Raw genomic sequence first — 26,002 nt, 5'->3', positions numbered from 1 at the left:
TTACAATTCCTGAAGGGCTACCATTTGCGCAAAAGAAGGCGAATTTTGAATAAGCTCTTGGTAATTTCCTGTCGCATCCACTTTACCATCTTTCAAAAGTACAATCGTATCCGCATGTTTAATGGTCGACAAACGGTGCGCAATAATGATGATGGTGAGTTGTCCCTTTAAATTTTCTATACTTTCTTGAATGAATTTTTCCGTTTGAGAATCCAAGGCAGAAGTGGCTTCATCCAATATTAAAATTTCAATGTTTTTATACAATTCACGGGCAATGGACAAGCGTTGACGTTGTCCACCCGACATGACCACGCCGCTATCGCCCAATAACGTATCTTCGCCGCCATCACTTTTTTGAAGGAATTCTTCCAAATCCACTTTTTTTATTGCTTCGAAAAAACGGAGCAGATTGGCCTCATTTTTCTCATCCCAAAAAGTCACATTATTGAAAAGGGTGTCGTTAAACACAACGGTTTCTTGTGCAATGAATCCGATTTTTTTCCGGAAAGAAGCCAGTTGCATTTCGCTCAAAGATTGACCATCCACAGCAACTGTCCCTGAAGAGGGCTTCAACAAACCACAAACCAAATTGACTAAGGTTGTTTTTCCCGAACCACTTTTACCGACTATAGCTACTGAATTGTTTTTGGGGATTTTTAAGTCAATTGCATCCAATATTGGTTTACCCGAAGAATACGTGAAAGAGACCTTTTCAAAAGAGATTTCCTTTTCTAACGATTGAAAAACTTCTTTGCCCGACTTTTCTGAATTGGATTTTAATTCGTTCAAAAACGTTTCATAATGATTGACAGAACCAACGTATTTTAGAAAGGCCGTCCAACTTTGCTGTACACTCATCAAACTACCAAAGGCGCGGTAAAAGAAAAGGAGAATGATAATAATGGCATTGAATTTTCCATTAAGTACATTCATTTGTATAAATATCGCCAATGCAAGAAAAAGGATAATTATCGGTTCGCGAAAAGCCATCACTTTTGCCGATGTCCTTCCTAATACAACGACTTGTTTTTCGATAGCCAGTACTTTATCATTGATTTTTGTCAAATAACGGGAAAGTAAGGCCGTTGATTTTAAGTATTTATAATTGGCCGTTTTTTGAAGTACCAATCCCGAGAGTTCGTTGTTTTGATGGGTAATCTTTAAAGACAAAGCTTCCGAACTTTTGTATAAGGATTTAAAAACCAATCGGGATAACCAGCCTCCAATAATCACAATTAAACTAAACTTTGGATTGGTCAGGAAGGATAAAAACAGATAGACAAAAACAAAAGTTAAGCTTTGAATTAGAGAGATGTATTGGGCGAAGGCGTTATTAATATTTAATATTTCCCCTGTTACACTATTTTGAATCGTACCGTAATTGACTGTTACAAACTTCGCGTATTCAACTTGAGAGATGGCTTCTAGTAATTTATAGCGAATTCTTTTCACAAAATAAGAGGTAGCCAAAACACGATAAAAGATATCAATGTAACGGAAAACCGCTTTTAAACTAAAGAAGATAATCATGATGATCAATACCGCGTTTACGGTAGGTTGCACCCCAATCCAATCAAAAAACTGAATGAAATAGGACGATTTTTGCCCTACATTTCCCGTCTCTTCACCCGATGCAATTTGAAAAAGTGGAATAAATACGGATAAACTCAGTGCGTCCACAAGACTGTAGCAAATGCTAATCATAAGAATCAACAACATCCGTATCTTTAAAATTTGATAAAAGAAATGCAGATACTTAAATTGCGATTTTAGTAATGCTTTGAGTTTGTTTCCCATCCTAGTTTATTACGCGTCAAATTTAGGAAACATATTTTGATAGTCTTATTCGAATTGTAATTTAATTACATTTACATCAAATTTCAAATATGTTTTTTTTTAAGAAAAATAAACTTCAATTGTCATCCTTGTTTGAAAACGGATACCACGACATTCACAATCATTTGTTACCGGGTGTAGATGATGGTGCTGCTGACATTACGACTACGAAGAATTTGTTTGAAAAAATGAAGCAATTGGGCATTACATCTTGTGTGATGACCCCACATATCATGTCCCAAGTATGGGAAAATACAAATACTGGGTTAACAGAAACGTTTAATTCCTTAAAAAAAGATTCCTTTTTTGAAGGGAAAAACATTCATTTGGGGGCAGAATATATGCTGGACGACCAATTTAGAAATCATTTACAGCAAGGACCTTTGTTAACTATAAAAGATGATTTTGTATTAATTGAAATGTCGTATCATCATCCGCCACTCCAACTCTTTGATTTTCTTTTTGAGATACAAGTTGAGGGCTATCGTCCTATTTTAGCACATCCTGAACGCTATAATTTCTATCACGGACGCATGGAGGATTATAAAAAACTAAAAAAAGCGGGGTGTTTATTTCAACTTAATTTACTCTCCGTTACGGGATATTATGGTTTTCCTGTTGCAAAAACCGCTGAATTGCTATTAAGTGCCGGCCTGTACGATTTCTCAGGAACGGACATTCATCATGATCGCCACTTGGATGCCTTTTCGAATCCGATTCGCATAAAAAAACAGGAGTTGTTACAACCCCTGCTTACTAATAATATGCTTTTAAAAAAATAATTTATTTTTTTCCGCCTTTGAAAAATTGTAAAACCTTATCGGTAAAGGTTATTTTTTTCTCTTCAACACCATAGCCATAACCGTAGCCGTACCCATAGCCATAGCCATAGCCATAACCGTAGCCGTAGCCATATCCGTAGCCGTAACCATAGGTGCGTTGTACCTCTGTATCATTTAACACCACCGACATATTGGGAAGTTTTCCTTCTTTGTATATCGATTCTGCAAATCGCAGCATACGTTTATCAAGGTAGTTGGCACGAATCACATAGATAAATGCATCAGCATATTTTGAAATCAAGAAGGTATCGGTTACTACACTCACAGGAGCTGTATCTACAATGATATAATCAAATTCCTGCTTTAATTCGGCAAACATATCTTCTACCTTTTTATGCATCAATAACTCAACCGGATTGGGTGGAATCACACCGGATGGCAATGCAAAAAAGTTGTCATAACCATTTATTTTAGCTAAATAATCTTTGATGTTTTCTCCCGACTTTGATAAGTAATTGGTGATTCCTTTGTTGGGAAGATTTACATAAACGTCCAACTTAGGATTTCGAATATCCATACCCACTACCAATACTTTTTTACCGGATAAAGCAATTGTTGTCGCTAAATTTATAGCAATAAATGTTTTCCCCTCTTTGGGCACAGAAGAAGTTACAAAAATTGTTTTACACGTTTTTTCGGCAACTTCCGAAAGCATAAATTCCAAATTAGTTCGGATAATTCGTATCGCTTCGGCAGAACTAGAACGGCTATTGGAACTAATAATTTCTTCATTGTTTTGTGCCTTAGGTAAATCTCCTAAGAATGGAATGGACACATTACGTTCAACATCCATGCGGGTTTTTACTTTGGTATCTAAAACAAATCGGATGAACAATACTAATATTGGAATTAACAATCCAAGAATAAAACCAATAACATAAACTAAAGAAGCTTTGATCGAGATAGGCCCTGTTGCAAAAGCCCTGTCAATAATTTTGGCCTTGGGTGAAGTTACAGCTAATGAAATTTCGGTTTCTTCACGCTTTTGCAACAAATAGAGATACAATGTTTCTTTAATTTTTTGTTGACGTGCAATTTCATTGTAAAAACGATCATTGGTAGGGAAATCATAGACTTTTCCTTGGTATAAATTCCGTTGCCCCGCCAAATCATTTTTCTTGATATTCAAATCTTTTTGATGGCTGATGATACTACTGATAATATTCATTTTCAACTCATCCAATTCTTTATCAAGCACACGAACCTTAGGGTTGTTTTCTGTTGCTGAAGTAAGCATCCCTTTGCGTAACAATTCAACCTCATTAAAACGGTTGATGTTGGCCACTAACGTGGGAGAAGCCGTAATAACGTTGGTCGGAATTAATCCGCCTTTTTTTAATTTTTTGACTTCTTGCAATAAATAATCACTGACTTTAAGTTCGGTTTCAATATCCAAAACGGATTTATTGTACTCGAGTTTCGAACTTAAACTCACTTCCGCATCGGCCTCTAAATACGTTAGTCCACGTTGTTTTTTAAATTGCTCAGCGTTGCTTTCAACACCTCCTAATTCTTTGGTGATAATTTCTAATCGTTTATTAATGAACTCTTTGGTAAACTCCGCGACTTGATTACGGTCGCGAACTGCATCTTCATTATATTGATCAATGACTGCGTTGAGATAATCAATACCGCGCTGTTGAATTAAATCATTGACCGATAAGTAAATAATATTGGTTTTTTCTTGCCCAACAACTACTAAATTCGCCATCAAAGCATTGGAAACCGATTCCAAATTATTTTTTACAATTAAAATATCATTGGTTACCCCAGAAGGCAGCGGATATTCTAATTGTAACAGATATTCACCAATGGGGCAAGCTATTTTTTGACCAAAACGGTATTTTTTTACATTGTTACGATCGGCAGTACTAATTTCGAATTCCTCTTTATTCAAAACGCGCACTAGAAGAGACAAGGGTTTTGTGTAATAATTATCGTTCTTTCTAGTGAAAACTATTTTTATGGGAGACTCATTATAAAGTTCTTTAGTGACAACTCTTCCCTGACTGAAATAGCTAATATCCAGGTCTAATTTTTTAACAACGCTTTGCGAAATTCCACGCGATTTTAAAATAACAATCTCATTTTCGATATTATTTTTTGCAGAAAAAATATTCAAATCACTGAATGCAGAGAACTCACTCGTACCCCCTTTTTTCTCATCTTTAATGAGTATAGTAGAGTTTACTCCGTAATGAATCTCTTTGTAGCGTAAAAATATAAATGCAATAGTTAAACAAATTAATACCGAAACTACAAACCATTTCCAGAAAAATAAATAGCGAAAGAGGGTATCTTTCAAATTAAATTCTTCGGATTTAACGGAAGTTGTTTCTTGGTTTGAAAGTTGATTTTGCATTAGCTTTTATCGATTTATTAAAATAAGAACTGTAGTGACCAAGGACAAAATTGATACAATTAAAGGCAAACTTGGGAAGGATGTGGCATCCACTTTCGCTTTGCGCTCTTGGACATAAATCATGTCATTTTGATCTAAGTAATAAAAAGGAGAATTTACAAAATTTGCATCTGAAATATCTACTCTATGAAAGGATTTTACACCTTGATAATCCCTAATAATTAATATGTTTTCTCTTTTTCCAAATACAGTCAAATCACCCGCTTCGCCTAAAGCATCTAATAGTGTAACACGATTGGTTTCAAAATTTTTAACGCCTGGATTGCTAACTGCACCCAAAACTGTTACTTTAAAATTTAAAATCCGAACATTGACTACAGCATCGTTTAAATAATTGGACAATTTGTCTTTCAACATCAATTTTAACTGTTCAACAGTGTAACCTGCGACCGATATTTTACCCAATACTGGAAAATCAATATTTCCATTACTATCAACAAGATAGCCAATATTAATATTATTTGTATTTGAATTATTAAAATTGGACATATTAAAAGGTTCAGCCATTTCTTTTTGCACTGACGTAACCATAATTGAAATACGATCATCTTTTTGAATGATCGGCTCATAATTTGCTGAGGAGTTTTTCATATCATATTCCCCTTGCAAATAATAATATTTTTTTGATGAGATACAGGACACTTGAGTCAGAACGACACTAAGCAAAAGAAGAAATGATAATTTTTTCATGAAATTAAATTGTGAGGTGCAAATATACTAATTAATGCTATAAAAAAAGGTTTAACTCACTGTGCTATCTAACTTTTCATAGATGGAATTCATGCTTTTAAAATCGGGAACCAAATCCTTCATTAAGGCAACCGTTTGGTTAACTTCTCCATTTTTAGCGGCATCAATTAAGCTAGCTACTTTCAAAGAGATTTCTTCAAAGTCGGCACTCGTTTCCATCGCAATCATGATTTTTTCATGATACGTAGGAAGATTCTTGGCAGAATCATTCAATAATTCCTCATACAATTTTTCACCTGGGCGCAATCCGACAATTTTTATAGCAATATCTTTTTCGGGAACATAACCGGCTAACCGAATCATTTTACGCGCTAAGTCGATAATCTTGACCGGTTTCCCCATGTCGAAAATAAAAATCTCGCCTCCTTGCCCCATCGATCCGGCTTCCAACACCAATTGACATGCTTCGGGTATTGTCATGAAATAACGGATGATTTCAGGATGGGTAATGGTAATCGGACCTCCTTCTTGAATTTGTTTAGTAAACAAAGGCACTACCGACCCATTGGAACCCAAAACATTACCAAAACGCGTAGTGATAAATCGCGTAAATCGCTCCGATTTTAATCGTTTGTGTTTAAAATGTTTGGACTGCACATACATTTCGGCGATTCGCTTACTAGCGCCCATCACGCTACTTGGATTAACTGCCTTATCCGTAGAAATCATGACAAATCGCTCCACATGATATTTATTGGACAAATCGGCTACGTTTTTAGTACCCAAGACATTCGTAAAAACCGCTTGTGATGGATTAATTTCCATTAAAGGAACATGCTTGTAGGCAGCTGCATGGTACACCACATTGGGTTTGTAAATATTAAATAAGTACTCCATGTACTGAATATCACGAACATCTCCGATGATATCCACGATTTCTACATCGTTATATTGTGCAATTTCTAAGGATAAAGCATGTAAAGGAGTTTCTGCTTGATCCAATAAAAGAATACGTTGGGGCTTAAAGTGAATGACTTGGCGAACAATCTCGCTACCAATCGATCCTGCAGCACCCGTTACCAATATGGTTTTGCCATGTAAATTTTCAGAAATCAAACGGGTATCTAAGGAAATGGGTTTGCGTTCTAACAAATCATGAATTTCAAAATTTTTGATTTTTTTCGAAATTTCTTTTTGGTCGTCCCAATCTGAAACGACGGGCAATGTATACACTTTAAACCCGTATTCAATGCACTCATCTACGATAATCGACCGTTCTTCTTTGGTCAACGATCGGTCAGCTATGATTAAAGCAGTAGCGGATTTTGAACGCAATAAAACAGGAATACTCTTTTTGATTTGGAAAATGGGTAAATTCAAAATTCGCTTGGTGAAATTTTGATTATCCTTGTCTATAAATCCAAGTACTTTAAAGCGTCCTGGATTTTCAGACATGAGAGCACTAGCTACAGCCGTAGCGTTGGCATCTGTCCCATAAATGATTGCGGTAGTTTTGTTTTCATCAGAATTGGAACTAAAAAGTTTATCAAAGACCTGCTTTACAACCAATCGGAAGAAAAACAAAAAACTAAACGAGAGTACCGCATTGATAAACGCTCCAGTTGTCAAATATACTTTTGACTTGGTAAAAACAATAACAATAAAGTTAAAAACCAATATAGCCACAAAAGTGGAAAACTGAGAGAAAAATAATTTTAATGCGTCAATGAGAGAGGAATGACGAATGATTCCGGAGTAGGTACGGTATAACCAAAAGAAAAACACATTGATGGTTACGTAAAACAATGAGGCAAACCACAAATGTTCGTCAGGGACATACGATAATCGCAAACCTTTGAACAGAAAATAAGTAAAAATTCCTGAAATTAAAACAATACAAACATCAAACAACAAGATGAGCCAACGGGGCAAATAACCCAAATTTCGAAAGCTGAATCCCGTATTAATATCGCTAAACGCGCTTAATAAAACGGAAATAAAATTATGTCTATCCTGTCCCTTCAATTCAGTAGAATTACTTGAGGTAAATTTAGGTATTTTTATTTCTTAAAAAAAACTTAAATCGAATTTATTACCGCGGCAATGCGTTCTCTATCACTATCAGATAGATTAGACCCTGAGGGTAAACACAATCCGTTTAAAAATAAATTTTCTGCTACATTTCCACCATAATAAGGCAAACCCTCAAAAACGGGCTGTAAATGCATGGGTTTCCATAGGGGCCGACTTTCAATATTCTCTGCTTCAAAACGCAGTCGTAATTGTTCACTTGTGATTCCGTTTCGCACCTCTGAATTTACAGTAATTGCTGACAACCAATGGTTGGAAAAATATTCAGAATTGGGTTCCGTAAACAAAGTTATTCCATCATTTTCTTTAAACAATTCATTATAAAATGCATGCATTTCTCGGCGTAGTTGAATGTGTTTATCCAAAACTTCCATTTGTCCACGCCCGATTCCTGCACAAATATTACTTAATCGATAATTGTATCCAATGGCACTGTGTTGGTAATGAGGAGCAGCATCACGTGCTTGAGTGGCTAGGAAAACGATTTTCTCTTTTGTTGCCTGATTACCCGTAACCAATGCTCCTCCGCCAGAAGTAGTTATTATTTTATTCCCATTGAATGATAAAACACCAAAGGCTCCAATTGTTCCACATTTTTGGCCTTTATAATGACTTCCCAATGCTTCTGCACTGTCTTCAATAAGCGAAATTTCATATTTATTGGCAATGGCCATAACCGCATCGACTTGAAACGGCATACCGTACAAATGAACTGCAATAATCGCTTTCGGTTTTTTACCTTTGGCAATTCGGTCTTTAACTGCTTCTTCGAGTGCATTCGGGCAAATATTCCATGTCTCAGGTTCTGAATCCACAAAAATTGGTGTCGCACCTTGATAAACTATCGGATTGGCAGAAGCTGAAAAAGTCATGGATTGGCAAATTACCTCATCGCCTGGCCCTACCCCTAATTGAATTAAAGCCAAGTGCAAAGCAGCTGTCCCCGAACTCAAGGCCGCAACATATTTTTCACCTCCTAAATACTGCTCTAAATCCGATTCAAATCCGGTCACATTTGGACCCAAGGGTGCAACCCAATTGGTATCAAATGCTTCTTGTACATACTTTTGTTCATTGCCGCCCATATGTGGGGAAGACAACCAAATTTTAGATTTATTCATGAGGTTGATTGTATTTTATTATTTTTCCTGGATTCCCAACGACCACTGCATAATCGGGGATATCTTTAATGATTACAGCGCCGGCGCCTATTGTACACCATTTTCCAATTTTTATACCTTGAATGACACAAGCTCCAATACCCACATGTGTACCTTCACCAACCGTTACATTTCCGGCTAATGCTACCCCTGGAGAGATATGCACAAAATCTCCAATTTGTGATTCATGGTCAATTAATGCTCCTGTATTAATAATACTGTGTTTTCCAACTATTACATCCGGATTTAATACCGCACCCGCCATAATTACAGAACCTTCTCCAATTTGAACCGAATGAGCAAGTACTGCCTTGGGATGCACCGCTTGTTGAAATGGAAGTTGGTATTTTTGGGCTAAAAGGGCTCTTACTTTGTTATTTCCTATGGATAAAATCAATTGGCTATGTTGGAAATCAACTTCTGGAGTTGGTCGAACAGGTACGCCAGCAATTTCATCCACCTTGGGATGATCATCACAAATTACGGCAACCGAAATTCCATTCGTTTTTAAAATATCGAGTACCACTCTTCCGTGCCCGCTTGCGCCAAAAAGTATAACTTTAGTTTCCATTGAACGGTTCTATTGTGCTGGAATCGGCAGCGTTAATCCCTTCACTTTTCACCACTTTTAATAGTGTTTTGAAAAGTATTTTTAAATCTACAAGAAATGAAATATGGTCAACGTACCACACATCATATTCAAACTTTTTATCCCATGAAATGGCATTTCGTCCGTTAACTTGCGCCCAACCAGTGATACCGGGTTTGACCTCATGTCTTCGATTTTGAAAATCATTATACAAATGCAAATAATGGGTCAATAAAGGTCTTGGACCTATTAAACTCATGTCACCCTTGAGAACATTGATTAATTGTGGGATTTCGTCTAAAGACGTTTTACGGACAAAAGCCCCAATGCGTGTTAGACGATCGGCATCCGGTAATAAATTTCCATGCGCATCTTTTTTATCATTCATTGTTTTAAATTTAATGATGGTAAAAATTTTCCCGTTTTTTCCCGGTCTACGTTGCTTAAAAAAGGGTTTACCTTGGTTGGCAATGGTCAAAAACAAAGTGACCAAAAGCAATAGGGGTGAGGCAAGCAACAAACCAAATATTGCACAACAAAAATCAAGTAAAGGTTTGACTACTGATTTATACATTTCTTTCTTTTTCACATTGTTCGTAAAAGGCTGCTGTTGCATTCCAAACCAATTCATGGGTGAATTTTGATACAATCTCTTTTCGAGCCTTTTGTGCCATAGCTGGTTGCATTTCGTGTACTTCACAAAATTTTGCCATGGCCAAAGATAAGGCTTTTCCATTTTTTGAAGGCACTATCCATCCATTTTCATCCGGTATAATCACTTCATTACAACCTGGAATATCCGTAACAATACACGGCAATTCCATAGCACCAGCTTGCAATACTACATTGGGAAATCCTTCGCGATAGCTCGGCAACACTAAACAATCCGCCATTTTTAAAAAAGGGCGCACATCCGATTGGTAACCCATCTGGTGAATATTGGGATGGTTTTGGATTACATCTAATAGCGCCACGGGCAACGGGTCCAAGTCAGATTCTAAAGGCCCTACCAAAACCAATTGTATCGTTTTGTTATTGGCATAAAGTTCCTCAAATGCTTCCACCAATTCAACAATCCCTTTATCCTTTACCAAACGGCCCACAAAAACAAATACCGTCGCAGATGACGCTATTCCATATTTTTCTCGTAGGCTTACTTTATCTTCTTTAATCGCTGAACTACTAAAAAAGTCAACATCGATACCGTTTACATTACCGTGCGCTAGAATTGTAATTGGTTTAGTTGTAACAGAATGCTGCACCAACAACTCTTTCACCCCATTTCCTTCTGCGATAATGTGTGTAGCAAATCGACAAATAAACGCATCCATCATCTTCAACAACGTGAACATGAATCCGCTTCGGTAGGGGAAAATGAGTCCGGTAAACGTATGAATACGAATGGGAACACCGGCCAACCAAGCAGCCGTCATGGTTAACAAACCAGCTTTCGGTGTAATAGAATGCACCAACGTTGGTTTTTCTTTTCGTAAAACAAAAAACAATGTAATCAAAGAAACAAAATCGTGAAAGGGTCGGATCGCCCTTTGCATAGTCACTGGAATGACACGAACTTGTTCGCGAGCAGCAACTGTTTTTAAATGGTCGTCTTCCCCAGCAATAGCAATCACTTCATGTTTTTTGGCCAAAAAAGACAACTGCCCTTTCAGTAAAAGATCCAAAGACAAAGCTACGGTTGCTGTTCGTATGATTTTCACGATTTACTATTTTGTTTTTTTCCAATGATACATTTGATATACAATAAAAGCGAAACCGCGCACTCCAACAATGGAGAGCAATACTTTAGCCATTTTAGCTCTTCCAGTTGGGTCATAATTTAAAATGGAACGAGCATTTTGAAGTCGCGGAAGTAATAGAGCTTTTTTTGAAGCTTCCAAAGGAGCAAATGACACAAAAGCTGTAAAATATTGGGTAGCGAGATACTGCAATAACGCTTGCTTTTCAGGGAGATTTGACGATTCCAAATTTGCTTGCCATGTTTCAATGGCGTACAAAATCCCTTCTACATTTTTATAATCCGCAGTAGTTGTTACCGAACCGGGTCTATTTTTTCTGTAAATATAGAATGCATCATTCACGGTTTCAACGGATTTCGCATGCACTAAAACATGGATAATCCAGTCGATATCTTCTGCTTTAATTCCTATTTTAAAATTGATGGCATTATCTACCAGTAGCCTTCTTCGTGTTGCCATGATCCATGCAGCTCCCGGAAAATTATGTGTTGCCATAAGCGAATCTAACCGTTCCGCTTTCGTTTGTGTAGCCGACCATTGGGGATAATTCCCGCGGGTCATCACTTTGGTTTGTGTGGATTCATAAAAATCATGGGTTCCATATACTACCACATCGGCTTGTGTTTGAAGAATTTTATCATGAACTGCGGCCAAACCGGTAGTTCCTTCCCAATAATCATCACTATCGACAAAAAGAATATAGTCGCCTTTGGCCAGTTGAACCCCTACATTACGGGCATCGGATGCACCGCCGTTGGTTTTATGAATCGCTACAATTCGCGCATCATTTTGAGCCAACGTATCACAAAGTTGGGGTGAAGCATCGGGTGATCCATCATCAACCAAGATTATTTCAAAATCGGTAAACGACTGTTGTTGAATCGACTCCACACACTTTGGAAGATAATCCTCAACATTATAAACCGGAATGATTATGGAAAAAAAAGGCACTTTAGCGTGTTTTGAATTGGATATAAAAATACAACAGTATTCCGAACGGTATAGCGAAAAAGGTGGTTAATTTCCGCGGTGAGGCAGCAATTGCTTTCCAATTTTTGGCAAACAAACAACTGCTGACATAATGAATTGCATTTTTAAACACAAACCCATAGGATGCTTTGGGCAAGGTCATATTGAGTTTCCGCATGGCTGCAAAGCTATTCGGACTATTGACATACTGATGAAAAATATTCCTTGACATGCCTGTGTCGGCATATTCAACAAAGCACAAATTTTCATTTAATACAAGTAATGGATAGTGTATATCAATTTGCAAATACAAATAAATGGGATTAAAATTTTTCTCCCCATTAAATGTTGGCATGGGTGGAATCGCCTTTAACAACTCCGTGCGATGTACCATTTTAGTATCTCCCACATAGCCGTATTTATCGGTAAGTTCGATGATATGCACACTTTTCACAGGAGGCAAATCTCCGCCAATGGCACCTCCCCCTTTGTAAAAATCCAAACCTATAATTCCTGCATATTCATCACTCCCTTCTGATTTCCAAAAATCAATGATGAGTTCCACGGCATTATCGGGTGGGTAATCATCGGAATCAATGCAAACGGCTAATTCTGTTTCCAAAAGGGCGATAGCCGAATTGTAAGCGGTATGCAATCCTCCATTTTCTTTATAAATATAATCCATGGAAATCCGATTCTCTTCCATCCATTCCTCAACCAATTCTTGGGTAGTATCGGTCGAACCGTCATCAACTATAAGCCAATGAAAATCGGAAGACGTTTGACGCAACAAACTGTCATAAATATCTTTAAGACAATAGGCACGATTATACGTTGGAGTAAAAAGGGTCAATGTTTTCATTATTGATTCTTTTTAAGGATGTTTTGAATTGCGGCCAACATCAAGAGTACGCCAATTACGCAGCGCCATTTGGCCAAAATAAAAAATACTTTCCAATGCAAGGGCAAAAAGGAGTACTTCAAATCAGCGTAGGCTTTTCTGTAAAGCGGTTCATTGAGTAATGCTTTTATTGCAGCATAGCGCGCTGTAAATCCGTTGGGATTGAGTTGTTCGTTTAACCCCAATCCAATTAGACTGAGTGCTACACGATTATAAAAAGCCGTTTCAAAAATTTGGTTTTTATTTTGGGTGTAGGGTCGTATTTTTTCATACAACGTACTCCACTGCATTTTTAAGTGGGCTTTGTACGTATTGGTCAGCGAATGCAAATTGTACTTACGGTATTGGTACAAGGGTTCGTCCAAAATAAATACGGATTTTGCCTGTTCTAAATATTGAATATTAAATAAGGCATCTTCTGTTCCAATCAATTTGGTACTGGTAAATTGCAAGTGATGTTCCGTTATAATTTCAGAGCGGTACAATTTCCCCCAAGCGGTAACCATGCTGTCTGCCTGACTTGGATCGCTAAGTTCTTCATTGACTAAACCAATAATGCGGCGTTGTAGTTGAGACGCTTCCCATGATCCCGACATCCCAAACTTACGGGGTAACTGTGTTGTTTTATACACCCGGTTATAACTACAAAGCACGGCATCGTGGTGGTTGGCATTAAGTAGTAATTGTTGCAAATAATTGGGAGCTAAATAATCATCGCCGTCGATAAAAGTTACCCATGGCGTTCTTACTTCAGCAATTCCCACATTTCGGGTTTCTGAAAGTCCTTTATTGGATTGGTGAATGGCCTGAAATCGGGCATCTTTCGCGGCAAATTGATCGATGATTTTAGGAGTAGCGTCAGTTGCGCCATCATTGATCGCTAAAACTTTAAAATGGGTATACGTTTGATTGGCGATACTCTGAAGACACTCTTCTAAAAAGGCTTCAACATTGTAACAAGCGACGATTATGGTGATGGCTTCCATGTATCAATTATTTCAGCTTATAAGTACGATTTCCAACAAATAGGTAAAGGTAAAATAAGCAATACATACTGCGGCAATTATTCGGTTTTGATTGTCAAAATATTTCACCTTTAAAAAAGGATAAATGATTACGACCCCCAACATGAACCACGATAAATAAGCAAAACGATTGGAATAATTCGCTTTAATTACAATCACCCAAAAGGCATTGGCAATCAAATACATACTTAAAATACGGTGGTAAAATTTATCTTCAAATTTTTTCTTGAATACAAAATACCATCCAACAAACACGCCCACAGCACTGTATAAAAGGAAGTCCCAACGGAAACCTACTTTTAATTTCACCCCTTCTGAAGCTTGGTTAAAATCATCCAAATAAACGGTAACCCTATCCTGTTCAACGATACCCAAACTTAAAAACAAATTGGTGAAAAATCCGCCCAACAATAAGGACAAAGGAATACAAGCCAACCAAAAGTAAAAATACGCTTTGGGATTGTTGTACATCATCACAATAAAATAAGCCGCTACGGGTATGATTAATGATTTATGAATGTACATAGAAAGAATCACAATGAAAATCGCTAGAAACCGATTGGATCTTGAACAACCGTATAAAAATATACTGGTGGCAATACCGTTGCGAATACCGTTTGTTCCATAGGACCAAAACGAAAAAGAGATCATTAACATCACAAAGGCAAAAGCCCAATATTCCTGAAATATTTTCTTAGAAAAGGCATATAACGGCAAGACATACAACACGCAACAGGCGAAGAAAAACAGGTAAACATCTCCAATCCTTGACATGAAATACATGAAATACTCAAATACAACGTCCTTTTTAAATGTCATTCCAAAACCATTTTTCAAATTTTGAAATTGGATGTTGTAAATTAACATGTCCCCAAATCGGTAGGAAATTGGGCGCAACCCCATGAAAAGTAAAACATAAACCAAGAAAACAAATCCAAATGCACTCCCTGGACGCAATGAAGATTTGGTTTCAAGGGTTGACATACTTGCATAAATTGCAAAAAATACCGTTAGAACTAACAGTACATTGTAGTAAACCGAGACATAATTTTGTATTGGTATGAGTGTTCCCAATCGTTTGCAATTTGGTGTAAAAATACCTTTTTTACTTGGGTGGAAAGCATTTTTTCATGACAAATTTGTAAAATGCAGGATAAATTTTTCGCTCTAAAACGAATGAAAATCCCAAACAACCCCCAAAATAAATAAGGAGTTGTAATCCATATGGCCACCCAAAGGAATCTAAATAATGGGCCTGTGTAATTAAAAAATAATGGGAAATGTACAACACAAAAGAGATTGAGGCAATGGACTGAAACGGGGCAAAAGTATACTGGAAGCCGATCCATTTCAACTTTTTCCAAAGTAATGCTACTCCCGTAATCCCAATTGTAAATACAAAATGCCGCCACTCTAAAATAGGATGTTTCCCCAATACGACTCCCAAATTTACTTTTAATGTTGCCCATTGATTTACAATAGGAAAAGTAAGAATAACCGCAATGCAAGTTAAGACTAAAAACAAAGATTTTAGGGTTTGAAATGAAAGGGGTTGCCCTTTTAGATACAACATTGACATTTCGACACCCATCCACCAAATCGTCAAATACATCACTTCACGATTGAGAAAATTGGGGTAATAGATATAGGTAAGCGCTCCCACTATTCCTAAACCATAAACGACGGTATTGCGAATTTTGGGTTGAAAACGGTATAGCACAAAATAAATCATATAAAACCACCACTCGTAGGACAACGACCATAAGGGATCATTGTCTAAAAAGGGCCCGGTAATCACATTAGGTTTGGTGTGGTAATTGTCCTGAAGCATGGCTAAATTACCCCATAAATGTTTCCATTGAACAAATACCCATTGCCCTTTTTGGTAAGACAACATCAAATAATGCAGGATAAAAACAATAAGTAGTGGGAAATAAATTCGGATGAATCGTTTGGTAAAAAACAAGCTGAATCGTTTGTCTTTTGCCTTTTCAAAAGAATACGAAATGACAAAACCCGATAAAATAAAGAAAAGAATTACCGCTTCTTGTCCGAAGCGAAACAAAAAGGAAAAATTGATTCCGCCAATCACTAAACCCGACGCAAAAAGATGATGAAACACCACATATAAAGCTGCAAAACCGCGTATAGCCTCTAATTTTTCTAGTTTCTTCCCCATAGTCTATTTATTGCCAATCTTCGTTAATATAAGCTAATGCCACCGTTTCCAAATCAAATTTGGACAACAATTCCGCTTGATGCAATTTCAGTTGTTCCCGGTAATCCGAATGATGTTGCAACACTTCCGCTAAAGCTAATGCAAAATCGGATTCTTCTTTAGTATATGCGTCTTCTTGCGGGATATCCAATGTACCTTTAAAGAAATTGGGAGTGATGAGTCCGGACTCCGTAGCAATCCAATGAGACGCCTCAAGCGGTGGTTCAATCGCCATCAATTCAATGATACCCGCAGTACAATTAGACGAAACAATCGGGGTTTGCGTAGCGATGGCTTCCACTATGACATTGGGAGTTCCTTCATAATAGGATGATAAAGCCAGTACTGTCGCTCGATGCACGTATTGAAACGGATTGCTTTTTCGACCCAAAAATACAACTGCATCTTGGCATGCATATTTCTGAATCAACGCTTCACACTTGGCTACAACAGTCTCATTTCCATCACCAATAAAAACCAATTTCACATCGGCAAAGGCTTCGTTTTGACGTAATAATGCAAACGCTTTAATCAAATGCCAAGGAGCTTTTTGAACCGACATCCGACCCACAAAGACAATCGTTCGGTGTTGAAAGAGAACATGCTCGTCCTGAATTTGCAACTCCTCTTGCATTAACGCTTGAATTTTGGGGATATCGTGGGGATTGTAGATGACTTGCAAATTTTCAGGAAAACGGTATTCGCAATTTTCCAATAAATCTTTTTTGATGGCTTCGCTGATACAAACTACTTTTTGGAACCGACGGTAAATGGATTTAAATGCTTGTTTAAATACTTTATTTAAAAATGAAGTGGCCGTAAACTCAACACTCTTTAAAGCGTGGATGCCTGCAATTTTATATTCATCGGTAAACGAAACGGCACTAAACACATTGGCCATATCGCCATAGGAAAGGGTATAGTCGATTTTATGTTTTTTGATCAACTTACGAAGCATAAAAGGGATTCTTAGGTAAAACCAAAAACGAGCAGCCGTGGAATATTCGTAAAAATCTTTGGTAGACAACACGATTTCATCGGGACCAAAATGAATAATATCCGATGGTAATCCAATAATTTTTACGGCGATAACCCGGTATCCCATTTTACGGTACGCCTCATACTGATACGCGGCCAAACGCTCCATCCCACCTACACTACCGTAGGGCATAAACAAGAGAATATTTTTCATCGTTGTACCGTATTAAATAGTTCGTTCCATTGTGCCATAACGATTTCCGGTTGATACCGTTTTACATTTTCTCTCGCCAATGCTCCCATTTGCTTCCGCATGCTTTCGTCTTGAATTAACGAACAAATCGCTGTGGAAAAAGCTTGTGTATCGCCATTGGGAATCAACAGTCCATCTTGACCTTGTTGGATTATATCGGAAGGGCCGTAATGGCAATCGTAGGAAATACAAGGCACACCACAAGCCATAGCTTCGGTCAACACCATTCCAAATCCTTCAAAACGCGAAGAAAATAAAAAGATGGACGCTTTTAAATATTCTTCTTGAATGGATTTTGTAGGTTGATGAAAAAAGACGGAATCACTTATTTTTAATTGTTGTGCCAAACGGATTAACGATTGGTCTTCTTCGTATTTTCCATAAATATGGAGTTCCCAATCGGAGTATTGTGCTTGCACTGTTTTCCACGAGTCCAAAAGGCGATCAAATCCTTTTTGATAGCCGTGTTTGCCTACAGCGATACAACGTTTTGCTGATAAATCAGCAGTATTTTCGGGATAAAAAGTGAGACAATTTGGAATCACAACGGTATTTTTTAAATCCCATTCTTCCAAATTCCCAGCGGTCAATACCACAAAGCGATCAAAAGAGGCACCCAATCGATTCATGACTTGGTGTTTTATTTTGACCAATGTGCGTTGCAAAAACGACATGTTCGCATGAAATTCGATTTCTTTGGAAACATGGCGTTCGTAAATAATTGGAATAGTTTTGGAAATAAATTGCGGAATCGCAAATCCTTTTAACCCATCATCACAAACCAAAATCACCTGGGGATTAATTTGTCCCACAAGCTGCTGAATCTGTTTTTTGTAATGTAAAAAATAGGTCACTGGATTACCCGAAACGGTAATGGAATGAAACTGAACAGCAGTATTAAAATCATAAAACGGATCCAAATGACCATCATTTAAAACTAAAATATGCACTTCATGACCAAAATTTTCAATGAAGAAATTGGTCTTTAAAGCCAAAATACGCTCAAGACCTCCCGCTCCATTTATACCATTGGTGATGTATAACAGTTTCATTGTTTTTATTTTTTTTACGGTTGAGCAATTGCTCGTGGGGGAAATAATTGCTGCATTACTTTTGCATTAAACAACGTGACACCCGCTTGGTTCATATGATTGGAATCATAAAAATGCAAATGATCTTCCAACGCTACTCGTCCATTAAAGTTATAGTATTCCCCTTGCGCTTTGATTTTATTTTCAAAGTAGGGCAAATTGGTATACGACTGATAAAGCGCTTTTGTGACTGGGGCGAAAACAAGTAGCAAACGTATTTTCTTTTGTTTCACCAATTGAATGATTTCTTGAAAAGCCGCCCATTGCTTGGGATCAATTTTTAGGGTATTTTTCGGCAATTGGTTCGCCGTATAAGTTCCTTGTATGCGTTGCACATATCCACCCTCAACATAAGTATCTTCTTTTTTATGCTTTGGTTCTGTGATAGCCACGGGATGCAAGAGTTGATCCATGTAGGCATACACTAACGTATTGGCTACTTTAGCATGTTTCATTTGGCAAGCCATTGCAAAGGAAAGCATGTCATTTTGATCATTGGCTATAATGTCAAGTGAAGATTCAACGCCATCAATTGAAAATGTTGTGGGATACACTTCATAAAGTAATGTGCCCACTTTTTTATTTTTCAAATACCGTTTTAACAAGAGTAAAGTCTGGGTTGGCGTTTGAGCACTCGAACCGAGATTGAACATTTGGTAACCATTCGCCTTGAATATTCGGGGATCAAATCCGCGGTAAGCATGGGACGAACCTACGACCAATACATCTAAATTCGATTGTTTTTTTATGTCTTGCAAGCGGGTATTGGTAAATCCATAGGTTCCTTTGGTATATTTTAAATTGGGTTTAAAGGATTGAGGTGCAAAAGTTCCTACTGTAAACAACAACAACAAATACACACCACTACACAGCACCGAAAACCAACCTATTTTTATTAAAAATAATCTCATAGTGACCTAAATTAAAATTGAAAATAGATAAATGGTGTTTCTTCCGTCTTCATAAACATTCCGATTAAGAAAATTAGGGTGGCATAAAACACCCATCGCACCGGTTGTTTCCAGCGTTCCCCCAATCGTTGAAGGGCAAACTGCTGTTCTCTTCCCAACCATTCAATACTTATAAAAAACAAAATAAGTACCGGTAAGGCCCACCCTACAGTGGATAAGGTAAAATCAAGGGCTTGAATGTAAGCGGCTTTAGACAACAAGCCTTTGACCATATTTTGCACATAAATCCATGCCGCAGTAACCGATTCTGCTCTGAAAAAAATCCATGCAAAAACGGTCAATCCATACGTAATTAAAACAGCAAAAAACTCCCGAATAGTCGGAAAAAGTTTCCCTTGCGCTACGGTATTCAGATTGGATCTATTGGTTTCAAATACAATGGAAGGCATAATATAAAGTGCATTGAGCAATCCCCAAATGATGAACGTCCAATTGGCGCCATGCCAAAAACCGCTGACCAAAAAAATGATAAAGGTATTTCTAACTTTTTTGGACATACCGCCTTTACTTCCCCCTAACGGGATGTACAAATAATCGCGAAACCAAGTGGATAATGAAATATGCCATCTGCGCCAAAATTCAGCGATATCTCTCGAAAAATAGGGGAATGCAAAATTGCGCAACAAATCAAATCCAAATAATCGGGCAACACCGAGAGCAATATCCGAATATCCTGAAAAATCGCCGTAAATCTGCAACGAGAAAAACACCGCTCCCATGACTAATTTTAATCCCTCTTGATGGGCAGCATCGTTAAACATGAGATTAGCTAGAGTAGCACAATTATCTGCGATGACCATTTTTTTGAACAATCCCCAGAGTATCTGTCGGAGTCCGAGCACCGCATTGCCATACTCAAAAACCCGTACACGTTGTATTTGGGGCAACAAATGCGTTGCCCGTTCGATGGGTCCTGCCACTAATAAAGGGAAGAAACTTACGAATACCGAATAATCGATAAAATTGCGTTCCGGTTGGATTCGGTCGTAATAAATATCAATTACATAGGACAATCCGTGAAAGGTATAAAAAGAAATCCCGACGGGTAAAATGATATTCAACGTCCAATAATCGACATGGATTCCCCACAAACCAATAGCATCTGCAAATGAGGAAATGAAAAAATTATAGTATTTAAAAAATCCCAAAAACCCTAAATTCACGCCGATACTCAACCAAAACCAAAAGCGCTTCCACGATTTAGTCTTTGCATCAAACATGGCTAATCCCGTACTGTAATCGAGAAAAGTTGAGAACATTAATAAAAACAAAAAACGGTAGTCCCAGCAGGCATAGAAGAAGTAACTCACAACCAACAGCAATATATTCTGACCTTTTAATTGTTTGTGAAAAACAAACCAATACAGGACAAAAACAATGGGTAAAAAGACCGCAAAACTTAAAGAATTAAATAACATAGCTCTTTAGGGGTTATTCTTTTGTTTGATACTTAATGTGGGCCTGCATTCGCAAAGCAAAACCTTGGGTAAATGGGAGCAATTCAAAGGTTTGAGCATGTATCCCAATCGCTTTGGTGTCCCCTTGTGAAAAATCAATAGCGCCGTTGCGAAGCGTTACGGATTGTAAATATTTTTTTGCTTTTTGTAAAGCTTCGTTTGTTTTTTGATTTTGTAAAACATACGGTAAAGCGCTAAGTACCCACCCCAAAACGGCTGTCGTAGAAGAATCTTTTCGGGAACTTTCATCAAAAATGAGCCATCCCCAACTCCCATCTGCATTTTGAAATTTAAGCACTGAATCCACAAAACGTTGTATTTTCTCTTCCAGTTTAGAATGGCAAGGATGGTTTTGAGGCAGTGCCAAATACATATCCATGAGTCCGTAGGCATACCAAGCTAATCCTCTGCCCCAACCGAACAACCCAACCGGTAATTGAGTCGTCGTTTGGTAAGTATGACAAGGTAAGAACTCTTGAGCCATCATGCCGTGTTGATGGAAACTTTCAATTTGTTGGTAGGCCAATTCAATGGCTTCTGGTTTGTTAAATTTCAATCCATAATGGGTCAAAAAAGGACAAATGAATCCTAAAGTATCAACATACCGATAATTTGGCATGTGCTTTTTATAGGCTATCAAACCATCCGCTCCTTTTAAAGTTTGAATCAAGGCATAGGTTTCCTCAAATGCGGGTAGGAATTTTTCGGGAAATTCTCTCCCATGGATACGGATAACGGCATGCGACATCATTACCCAATCCATTTCTTTGGGTTTGATTTTCCATGTTCCGTCTGCATTAAACATTCCCTGTATGGAATTTCGAACCTCAACACGTAATTCGTTATTCTTAGTAGCTTCAGCTAGATCGATTAAACCGATGTATAAAGCCGCTTTTTGCCAAATTTGAATCGTACTGCGTTTGTAGTTTCCACGAAGCATATCCCAAAGTAACAATCGCGAATTATCCGTTAATTTCGTTACCGGCATATTTTTCAACCAGGATTGCGCTCGGATTTGAATCGCTTGCTGCCATCGTTGATCATTGGAATACCTCCCTATTTTTATCCGACTTTGCCAAATATTGAAGTGTACCCAAGCATCTACACCCACAAAGAGCAAGACAAAACCAAGTAATGCTAAAAACAAACCCAACCACATACCTTAATTAATTTTCATTTTGTTTATGATCCAAAGTAAGTAATGTTCCTTTGTGAGCAATTTGAACTATTTTCTCAACTTCACCCTCGGTAGTCATTTCTTCCAATGCCAACTGTTGCCTTAGTGTTGTTGTAATCGCTTTATTTTCTACAAAAAATTGAATAGCATTGGCAATCGCTTTACCGTCCATTTCAACAATCCAACCGGTTTGTTGGTGAATAATTTGATCTTTTACTGTGGAAAAATTGGTCACAATAATGGGTTTGCCTAAAATTTTAGCTTCATCAATGGCGACCGATTTTCCTTCGTATTTTGAAGTATGTACATAAAAATCACATTGTTCTAAATACGGATACGGATTTTCCAATAACCCCAAAAGGAAGACCTGTTCTGTCAATTGTAAATGCAAAATTTGTTGCCGCAATTCCTCTCGCATCGGGCCGTCCCCAATAATATACCATTTAAATGCCAAGCCGCTATCTTTCAATTGTGCTGCAGCATCCAATAGCAAATCAAAGCCTTTTAAAGGAACTAAGCGTCCAATGGTTACTAAATCCAAAGCACTTTTTGTAAATGCTATGGGTTCTTTGGCTAACTGATGGATTAATTGAACAGCTGTAATATTTTTGAGCAAAATAAACTTGTTGGAAATTGAAGTAAAGTTACGCTGTAAAACGGCAACACATTGTTCTGAAATGGTGGCTATATACGTAAACTTTTCAAAGTAATGCAAATCCCTATGGGGATCTAATCCCAAAGCTTCATAATCACTATGAATCATGCCCAATTTATAGTGGGCACTGACTTTTTCAATACAATAATTGTTAGGAGCATTTTCTAAAAATCCCACTGCCAAATCATAGTGCCCTTTTAATTTAGGCAACGAAGCACTGATGTATTTCCACGTTTTTTGCTCGCGAATTCCGGGATGACTTTCACTTTTATAGACCTTTGTAAAAGCAATACGATTCCAAATTATTGGCCATTTTAAAGAGACAAATGCCTTTAATATTGCCTTTAAAAAAGACATGTCAAAATAACTATATGCGGAGGGAGCTTCCAAAAGGTTGACTGTTTTCGGAACTTGTTTTAAAAACAACCCTTCTTTTCGAAACAGCAACAAATCAACCTCAAACTGTGCATAATCCAAGGTTTGAAGCAACGACACTAATGCTTTTTCTGCACCACCACAGTGCAAATTATTCATCACAAAAAGAAGTCGTTTTTTATCCATGGGCTTCAATAAGTTGGTATAAATGGTCAATTTCTGACTCAGTTCCTAAAGATAGCGTTTTCAATTGATTTTGAACCTGTTCACAAAGGGAGGCATCCTGACTCACTTTTAGGAGTAAATGGGCAATACTTTCACCCTCCATGTCCGCAATAAAACCCGTAACATTGGGTTCGATTTGATCTAAAGCAGAGGAAAAAGCGGTAACCACAACGGGCTTCTGTAGAATTTTAGCTTCTTCTATAGCCATAGATTTGCCTTCATAACGGGAAGGTTGTACATATACCGTGGCGCGTTTAACATACGGATAGGGATTTTGTCGAACCCCTAACAAAAACACATAATCTTCTAATTGATGGGTTTTTATTTGCATCTTTAAACGTTCGCGTTCTACACCATCACCTAAAATAAGCCATTTAAAAGTCAGTCCTTTTTCGACAAGTAGCTTTGCTGCTTCAATGGCGAGGTCCAAACCTTTTTCCGGACTTAATCGCGCAATGGTTACAAAAGTAGTTGGAGTAGCAAAAAGTGAATCATCTTCACATTCTTGAGCAGCGAGTTGCCCAATCAAACTTGGGGAAACAATATTGTAAATCAATTGAAAACGATCTTTCAAATGGGGGAAATTGTTTTGCAAATCTGCTACACACTCAGGCGAAACGCCAATCACAGCCTTAAACTGTTCAAAATAAGGTGCATCCCATGTCGCGTCCATTCCCGAATTGGAATACGTGGTATGAATCCATCCAATTTTAGTCGTTGCTTGAACACAATCCACAGCAAAATAATTGGACGTTTTTTCTAAAAACCCAATGGCAGCATCATATTTTTTGGGCAATATTGTGATGAATGCCCGCATGTGTTTCCAGTTTTTTTGTTCAGCAACCGCTTCATTTTTCTCGATCCGACTGGTTAAAAAGAAAGCGATACGATGAAACACTAAACGAAATTGGAACCGCAAAGCGAAATAAAGACAGGAAGAAAAAAGTCCGCGACTAAATTGCTGAAAGTTGGGATTTAATGTAACAAAATTCACTTGTTTCGGCACTAAGGCTGCAAAAACACCGCCTGATTTAAACAGTACCAAATCCACTGAATACTTTTGATAATCTATTGTATTCAACAGGTTGACGAGGCTCTTTTCAGCGCCACCAGCCTCCAAAGACGGAATGATGAATACTAGATTTTTTTTCATTATTTCCCTAAAAGTTCAAATAAATAATCGACTGCTTTTTGCGACATTTTTTTAATTTCCGGAATTCTTACGGCTAAAAGGGATTTCAAATCCTGTTCGTCGCGTTTCATTTCTTCAAACTTGGCCACCAATTTATCCCGATCCGAAATCTCTTCCAGATTCAATACCAAACGCTCTTCACCAAAAATGTCTTTAGCAATTCCTTTGGACTTCACACTGTAACCGAGCACCATCGTTGGGACTTGAGTAGAATAGGCCGCGATTGTCGCATGGGTTCGTGCTCCAATAAAGAAACGCATTCGGGAAATATATCCTTTGTATTGAATGGCATTCAAATCATTGGGCAACAACAAAACCCGTCCAGTGGATTTGAAAATTTCATAAAACTCGGATAAACATTCGTAGTCATCATTCCCAGGCTCGATCACATGCGGAGTTAAAGCAACGGTCATAGTTGTAGTATCCAAAATATGTTGGACCAAATCCAAAGCGGCTTGTTTGGATGCTGGATTTTTACGAATCACCAACGGACTCGTATTGAAACCGATGGTATTTCCTTCAAGCCAACCTTCTGGCAAGGGTAATTCTTCCTTGTCCATAGTAAAAGCGCTGTCTGCACAAAGTTTCACATTGGGAATACCATTTTTTTGCAAGGTTTCAAAAGTGAGTGACTCACGAACCAACAGTAAATCGAATTGTTTGAGATCTTCAATTTTTGCTGGCGATAAATCTTCTTGACCAATAGAGGCTCCCCACAAAATGAGTTTTTTATTGGCCGCTTTTATACAACGATCCGTTTCATAAATCCCAGGTTGTTCCCCATAACAATAGTTATCTCCGCCGATTGACAATACAACATCATAGTGCGGCGCTTTTGAAATAACATCACGGTGCACGACGCGGTAAGCGTAATTTTCATTGCGAAATAATTTTAGTGAAATTAAATTCATCAAACCATGCCATGAAAACTTTTTTATGGTATAATAACGCTCTTGATGAATGGCATCTAAAAGTGGAATTACTTTATCCGAATTGGGATTCAAAGAGGATAAATCAACTCTTGCGTCAGGATGACTTTTTTTAATTAAGGCAACTGTTGAACGCACTATAGCTTCGCATCCGCGATTCAAACTTCCTCCGTGAAAAAATAGCAATATTTTCATGTAT

The 26,002-nt window shown here is 37.7% G+C and carries 22 protein-coding genes; 1 reads left to right on the top strand and 21 read right to left on the bottom strand.

Going from position 1 to position 26,002, the window contains the following annotated elements; translation table 11 throughout:
- Nucleotides 1-1,719, bottom strand: a complete 1,719-nt coding sequence (locus tag OLM45_RS06300; RefSeq protein ID WP_264512849.1) for an ABC transporter ATP-binding protein — start codon at nt 1,717-1,719, stop codon at nt 1-3.
- A gap of 167 nt (nt 1,720-1,886) precedes the next feature.
- On the opposite strand from OLM45_RS06300, the gene OLM45_RS06295 reads away from it, so the two are divergent.
- Nucleotides 1,887-2,618, top strand: coding sequence for a tyrosine-protein phosphatase (locus OLM45_RS06295; RefSeq protein WP_264512847.1), 732 nt, complete (start codon nt 1,887-1,889; stop codon nt 2,616-2,618).
- A 1-nt stretch (nt 2,619) separates the two neighbouring features.
- Here the strand turns inward: OLM45_RS06295 and OLM45_RS06290 are convergent, their stop codons facing one another.
- From OLM45_RS06290 to OLM45_RS06195, 20 genes are all read right to left on the bottom strand, one after another.
- Nucleotides 2,620-5,040 carry a GumC family protein gene (locus tag OLM45_RS06290; RefSeq protein ID WP_264512845.1) on the bottom strand — a complete coding sequence of 807 codons (2,421 nt, stop codon included), beginning with the start codon at nt 5,038-5,040 and terminating at the stop codon, nt 2,620-2,622.
- Nucleotides 5,041-5,046: 6 nt separating this feature from the next.
- Nucleotides 5,047-5,790: a polysaccharide biosynthesis/export family protein gene (locus OLM45_RS06285; RefSeq protein WP_264512843.1), complete on the bottom strand. Its 744-nt coding sequence runs from the start codon at nt 5,788-5,790 to the stop codon at nt 5,047-5,049.
- Between the two features lie 51 nt (nt 5,791-5,841).
- Nucleotides 5,842-7,722 carry a nucleoside-diphosphate sugar epimerase/dehydratase gene (locus OLM45_RS06280; protein WP_319799986.1) on the bottom strand — a complete coding sequence of 627 codons (1,881 nt, stop codon included), beginning with the start codon at nt 7,720-7,722 and terminating at the stop codon, nt 5,842-5,844.
- Nucleotides 7,723-7,868: 146 nt separating this feature from the next.
- Nucleotides 7,869-9,002, bottom strand: coding sequence for a DegT/DnrJ/EryC1/StrS family aminotransferase (locus OLM45_RS06275; protein ID WP_264512839.1), 1,134 nt, complete (start codon nt 9,000-9,002; stop codon nt 7,869-7,871).
- Entirely contained in the window at nt 8,995-9,612 is a 618-nt protein-coding gene (locus OLM45_RS06270) for an acetyltransferase (RefSeq protein WP_264512837.1), read from the bottom strand. Before OLM45_RS06270 ends, OLM45_RS06275 begins: the two co-directional genes overlap by 8 nt.
- Nucleotides 9,602-10,204 carry a sugar transferase gene (locus OLM45_RS06265; protein ID WP_264512835.1) on the bottom strand — a complete coding sequence of 201 codons (603 nt, stop codon included), beginning with the start codon at nt 10,202-10,204 and terminating at the stop codon, nt 9,602-9,604. The genes OLM45_RS06270 and OLM45_RS06265 overlap by 11 nt, the downstream gene beginning before the upstream one ends.
- Complete coding sequence (locus tag OLM45_RS06260; RefSeq protein ID WP_264512833.1) at nt 10,197-11,348, bottom strand: glycosyltransferase family 4 protein; 1,152 nt, start codon at nt 11,346-11,348, stop codon at nt 10,197-10,199. Before OLM45_RS06260 ends, OLM45_RS06265 begins: the two co-directional genes overlap by 8 nt.
- 6 nt (nt 11,349-11,354) lie before the next feature.
- Complete coding sequence (locus OLM45_RS06255) at nt 11,355-12,338, bottom strand: glycosyltransferase family 2 protein (RefSeq protein ID WP_264512832.1); 984 nt, start codon at nt 12,336-12,338, stop codon at nt 11,355-11,357.
- Between the two features lies 1 nt (nt 12,339).
- On the bottom strand, nt 12,340-13,218 hold the full coding sequence (locus OLM45_RS06250; RefSeq protein ID WP_264512830.1) for a glycosyltransferase family 2 protein: 879 nt from the start codon (nt 13,216-13,218) through the stop codon (nt 12,340-12,342).
- Complete coding sequence (locus OLM45_RS06245; RefSeq protein ID WP_264512828.1) at nt 13,218-14,243, bottom strand: glycosyltransferase family 2 protein; 1,026 nt, start codon at nt 14,241-14,243, stop codon at nt 13,218-13,220. The genes OLM45_RS06250 and OLM45_RS06245 overlap by 1 nt, the downstream gene beginning before the upstream one ends.
- A 12-nt stretch (nt 14,244-14,255) precedes the next feature.
- Nucleotides 14,256-15,266: an EpsG family protein gene (locus OLM45_RS06240; protein WP_264512826.1), complete on the bottom strand. Its 1,011-nt coding sequence runs from the start codon at nt 15,264-15,266 to the stop codon at nt 14,256-14,258.
- 121 nt (nt 15,267-15,387) lie between these two features.
- The gene (locus OLM45_RS06235; RefSeq protein ID WP_264512824.1) at nt 15,388-16,461 is read right to left on the bottom strand and encodes an acyltransferase family protein; all 1,074 of its coding nucleotides are present in this window, start codon (nt 16,459-16,461) and stop codon (nt 15,388-15,390) included.
- Nucleotides 16,462-16,468: 7 nt separating this feature from the next.
- Nucleotides 16,469-17,692, bottom strand: a complete 1,224-nt coding sequence (locus tag OLM45_RS06230) for a glycosyltransferase (RefSeq protein WP_264512822.1) — start codon at nt 17,690-17,692, stop codon at nt 16,469-16,471.
- Nucleotides 17,689-18,783 carry a glycosyltransferase family 4 protein gene (locus OLM45_RS06225; protein ID WP_264512820.1) on the bottom strand — a complete coding sequence of 365 codons (1,095 nt, stop codon included), beginning with the start codon at nt 18,781-18,783 and terminating at the stop codon, nt 17,689-17,691. Before OLM45_RS06225 ends, OLM45_RS06230 begins: the two co-directional genes overlap by 4 nt.
- Nucleotides 18,784-18,797: 14 nt before the next feature.
- Nucleotides 18,798-19,733 (bottom strand): hypothetical protein, encoded by a 936-nt coding sequence (locus OLM45_RS06220; protein WP_264512818.1) that lies wholly within the window; start codon nt 19,731-19,733, stop codon nt 18,798-18,800.
- 11 nt (nt 19,734-19,744) lie between these two features.
- Complete coding sequence (locus OLM45_RS06215) at nt 19,745-21,211, bottom strand: MBOAT family O-acyltransferase (protein WP_264512816.1); 1,467 nt, start codon at nt 21,209-21,211, stop codon at nt 19,745-19,747.
- A gap of 13 nt (nt 21,212-21,224) precedes the next feature.
- Nucleotides 21,225-22,409 (bottom strand): glycoside hydrolase family 88 protein, encoded by a 1,185-nt coding sequence (locus OLM45_RS06210; protein WP_264512814.1) that lies wholly within the window; start codon nt 22,407-22,409, stop codon nt 21,225-21,227.
- Nucleotides 22,410-22,416: 7 nt separating this feature from the next.
- Nucleotides 22,417-23,643, bottom strand: a complete 1,227-nt coding sequence (locus OLM45_RS06205) for a glycosyltransferase (protein ID WP_264512812.1) — start codon at nt 23,641-23,643, stop codon at nt 22,417-22,419.
- Nucleotides 23,636-24,835: a glycosyltransferase gene (locus OLM45_RS06200; protein WP_264512810.1), complete on the bottom strand. Its 1,200-nt coding sequence runs from the start codon at nt 24,833-24,835 to the stop codon at nt 23,636-23,638. The genes OLM45_RS06205 and OLM45_RS06200 overlap by 8 nt, the downstream gene beginning before the upstream one ends.
- Nucleotides 24,835-25,998 carry a polysaccharide pyruvyl transferase family protein gene (locus OLM45_RS06195; protein ID WP_264512808.1) on the bottom strand — a complete coding sequence of 388 codons (1,164 nt, stop codon included), beginning with the start codon at nt 25,996-25,998 and terminating at the stop codon, nt 24,835-24,837. The genes OLM45_RS06200 and OLM45_RS06195 overlap by 1 nt, the downstream gene beginning before the upstream one ends.
- Nucleotides 25,999-26,002 lie beyond the last annotated feature (4 nt).

The organism is Flavobacterium sp. N1719, assembly GCF_025947045.1.
GTDB lineage: Bacteria > Bacteroidota > Bacteroidia > Flavobacteriales > Flavobacteriaceae > Flavobacterium > Flavobacterium stagni.
Note: the sequence above shows the minus strand (reverse complement) of the source record. Positions and strands in the feature narration are given on the sequence as shown.

What these genes read in the sequence shown, in the direction of transcription:
- OLM45_RS06275 (WP_264512839.1), bottom strand. Translation starts at nt 9,002, where the DNA reads ATGAATAAATCTAAAATTTGGTTGTCTTCCCCACATATGGGCGGCAAT.
- OLM45_RS06200 (WP_264512810.1), bottom strand. Translation starts at nt 24,835, where the DNA reads ATGAAAAAAAATCTAGTATTCATCATTCCGTCTTTGGAGGCTGGTGGC.
- OLM45_RS06300 (WP_264512849.1), bottom strand. Translation starts at nt 1,719, where the DNA reads ATGTTGTTGATTCTTATGATTAGCATTTGCTACAGTCTTGTGGACGCA.
- OLM45_RS06220 (WP_264512818.1), bottom strand. Translation starts at nt 19,733, where the DNA reads ATGAGATTATTTTTAATAAAAATAGGTTGGTTTTCGGTGCTGTGTAGT.
- OLM45_RS06205 (WP_264512812.1), bottom strand. Translation starts at nt 23,643, where the DNA reads ATGGATAAAAAACGACTTCTTTTTGTGATGAATAATTTGCACTGTGGT.
- OLM45_RS06230 (WP_264512822.1), bottom strand. Translation starts at nt 17,692, where the DNA reads ATGAAAAATATTCTCTTGTTTATGCCCTACGGTAGTGTAGGTGGGATG.
- OLM45_RS06215 (WP_264512816.1), bottom strand. Translation starts at nt 21,211, where the DNA reads ATGTTATTTAATTCTTTAAGTTTTGCGGTCTTTTTACCCATTGTTTTT.
- OLM45_RS06245 (WP_264512828.1), bottom strand. Translation starts at nt 14,243, where the DNA reads ATGGAAGCCATCACCATAATCGTCGCTTGTTACAATGTTGAAGCCTTT.
- OLM45_RS06285 (WP_264512843.1), bottom strand. Translation starts at nt 5,790, where the DNA reads ATGAAAAAATTATCATTTCTTCTTTTGCTTAGTGTCGTTCTGACTCAA.
- OLM45_RS06250 (WP_264512830.1), bottom strand. Translation starts at nt 13,218, where the DNA reads ATGAAAACATTGACCCTTTTTACTCCAACGTATAATCGTGCCTATTGT.
- OLM45_RS06225 (WP_264512820.1), bottom strand. Translation starts at nt 18,783, where the DNA reads ATGAAACTGTTATACATCACCAATGGTATAAATGGAGCGGGAGGTCTT.
- OLM45_RS06240 (WP_264512826.1), bottom strand. Translation starts at nt 15,266, where the DNA reads ATGTCAACCCTTGAAACCAAATCTTCATTGCGTCCAGGGAGTGCATTT.
- OLM45_RS06270 (WP_264512837.1), bottom strand. Translation starts at nt 9,612, where the DNA reads ATGGAAACTAAAGTTATACTTTTTGGCGCAAGCGGGCACGGAAGAGTG.
- OLM45_RS06210 (WP_264512814.1), bottom strand. Translation starts at nt 22,409, where the DNA reads ATGTGGTTGGGTTTGTTTTTAGCATTACTTGGTTTTGTCTTGCTCTTT.
- OLM45_RS06235 (WP_264512824.1), bottom strand. Translation starts at nt 16,461, where the DNA reads ATGGGGAAGAAACTAGAAAAATTAGAGGCTATACGCGGTTTTGCAGCT.
- OLM45_RS06195 (WP_264512808.1), bottom strand. Translation starts at nt 25,998, where the DNA reads ATGAAAATATTGCTATTTTTTCACGGAGGAAGTTTGAATCGCGGATGC.
- OLM45_RS06295 (WP_264512847.1), top strand. Translation starts at nt 1,887, where the DNA reads ATGTTTTTTTTTAAGAAAAATAAACTTCAATTGTCATCCTTGTTTGAA.
- OLM45_RS06265 (WP_264512835.1), bottom strand. Translation starts at nt 10,204, where the DNA reads ATGTATAAATCAGTAGTCAAACCTTTACTTGATTTTTGTTGTGCAATA.
- OLM45_RS06290 (WP_264512845.1), bottom strand. Translation starts at nt 5,040, where the DNA reads ATGCAAAATCAACTTTCAAACCAAGAAACAACTTCCGTTAAATCCGAA.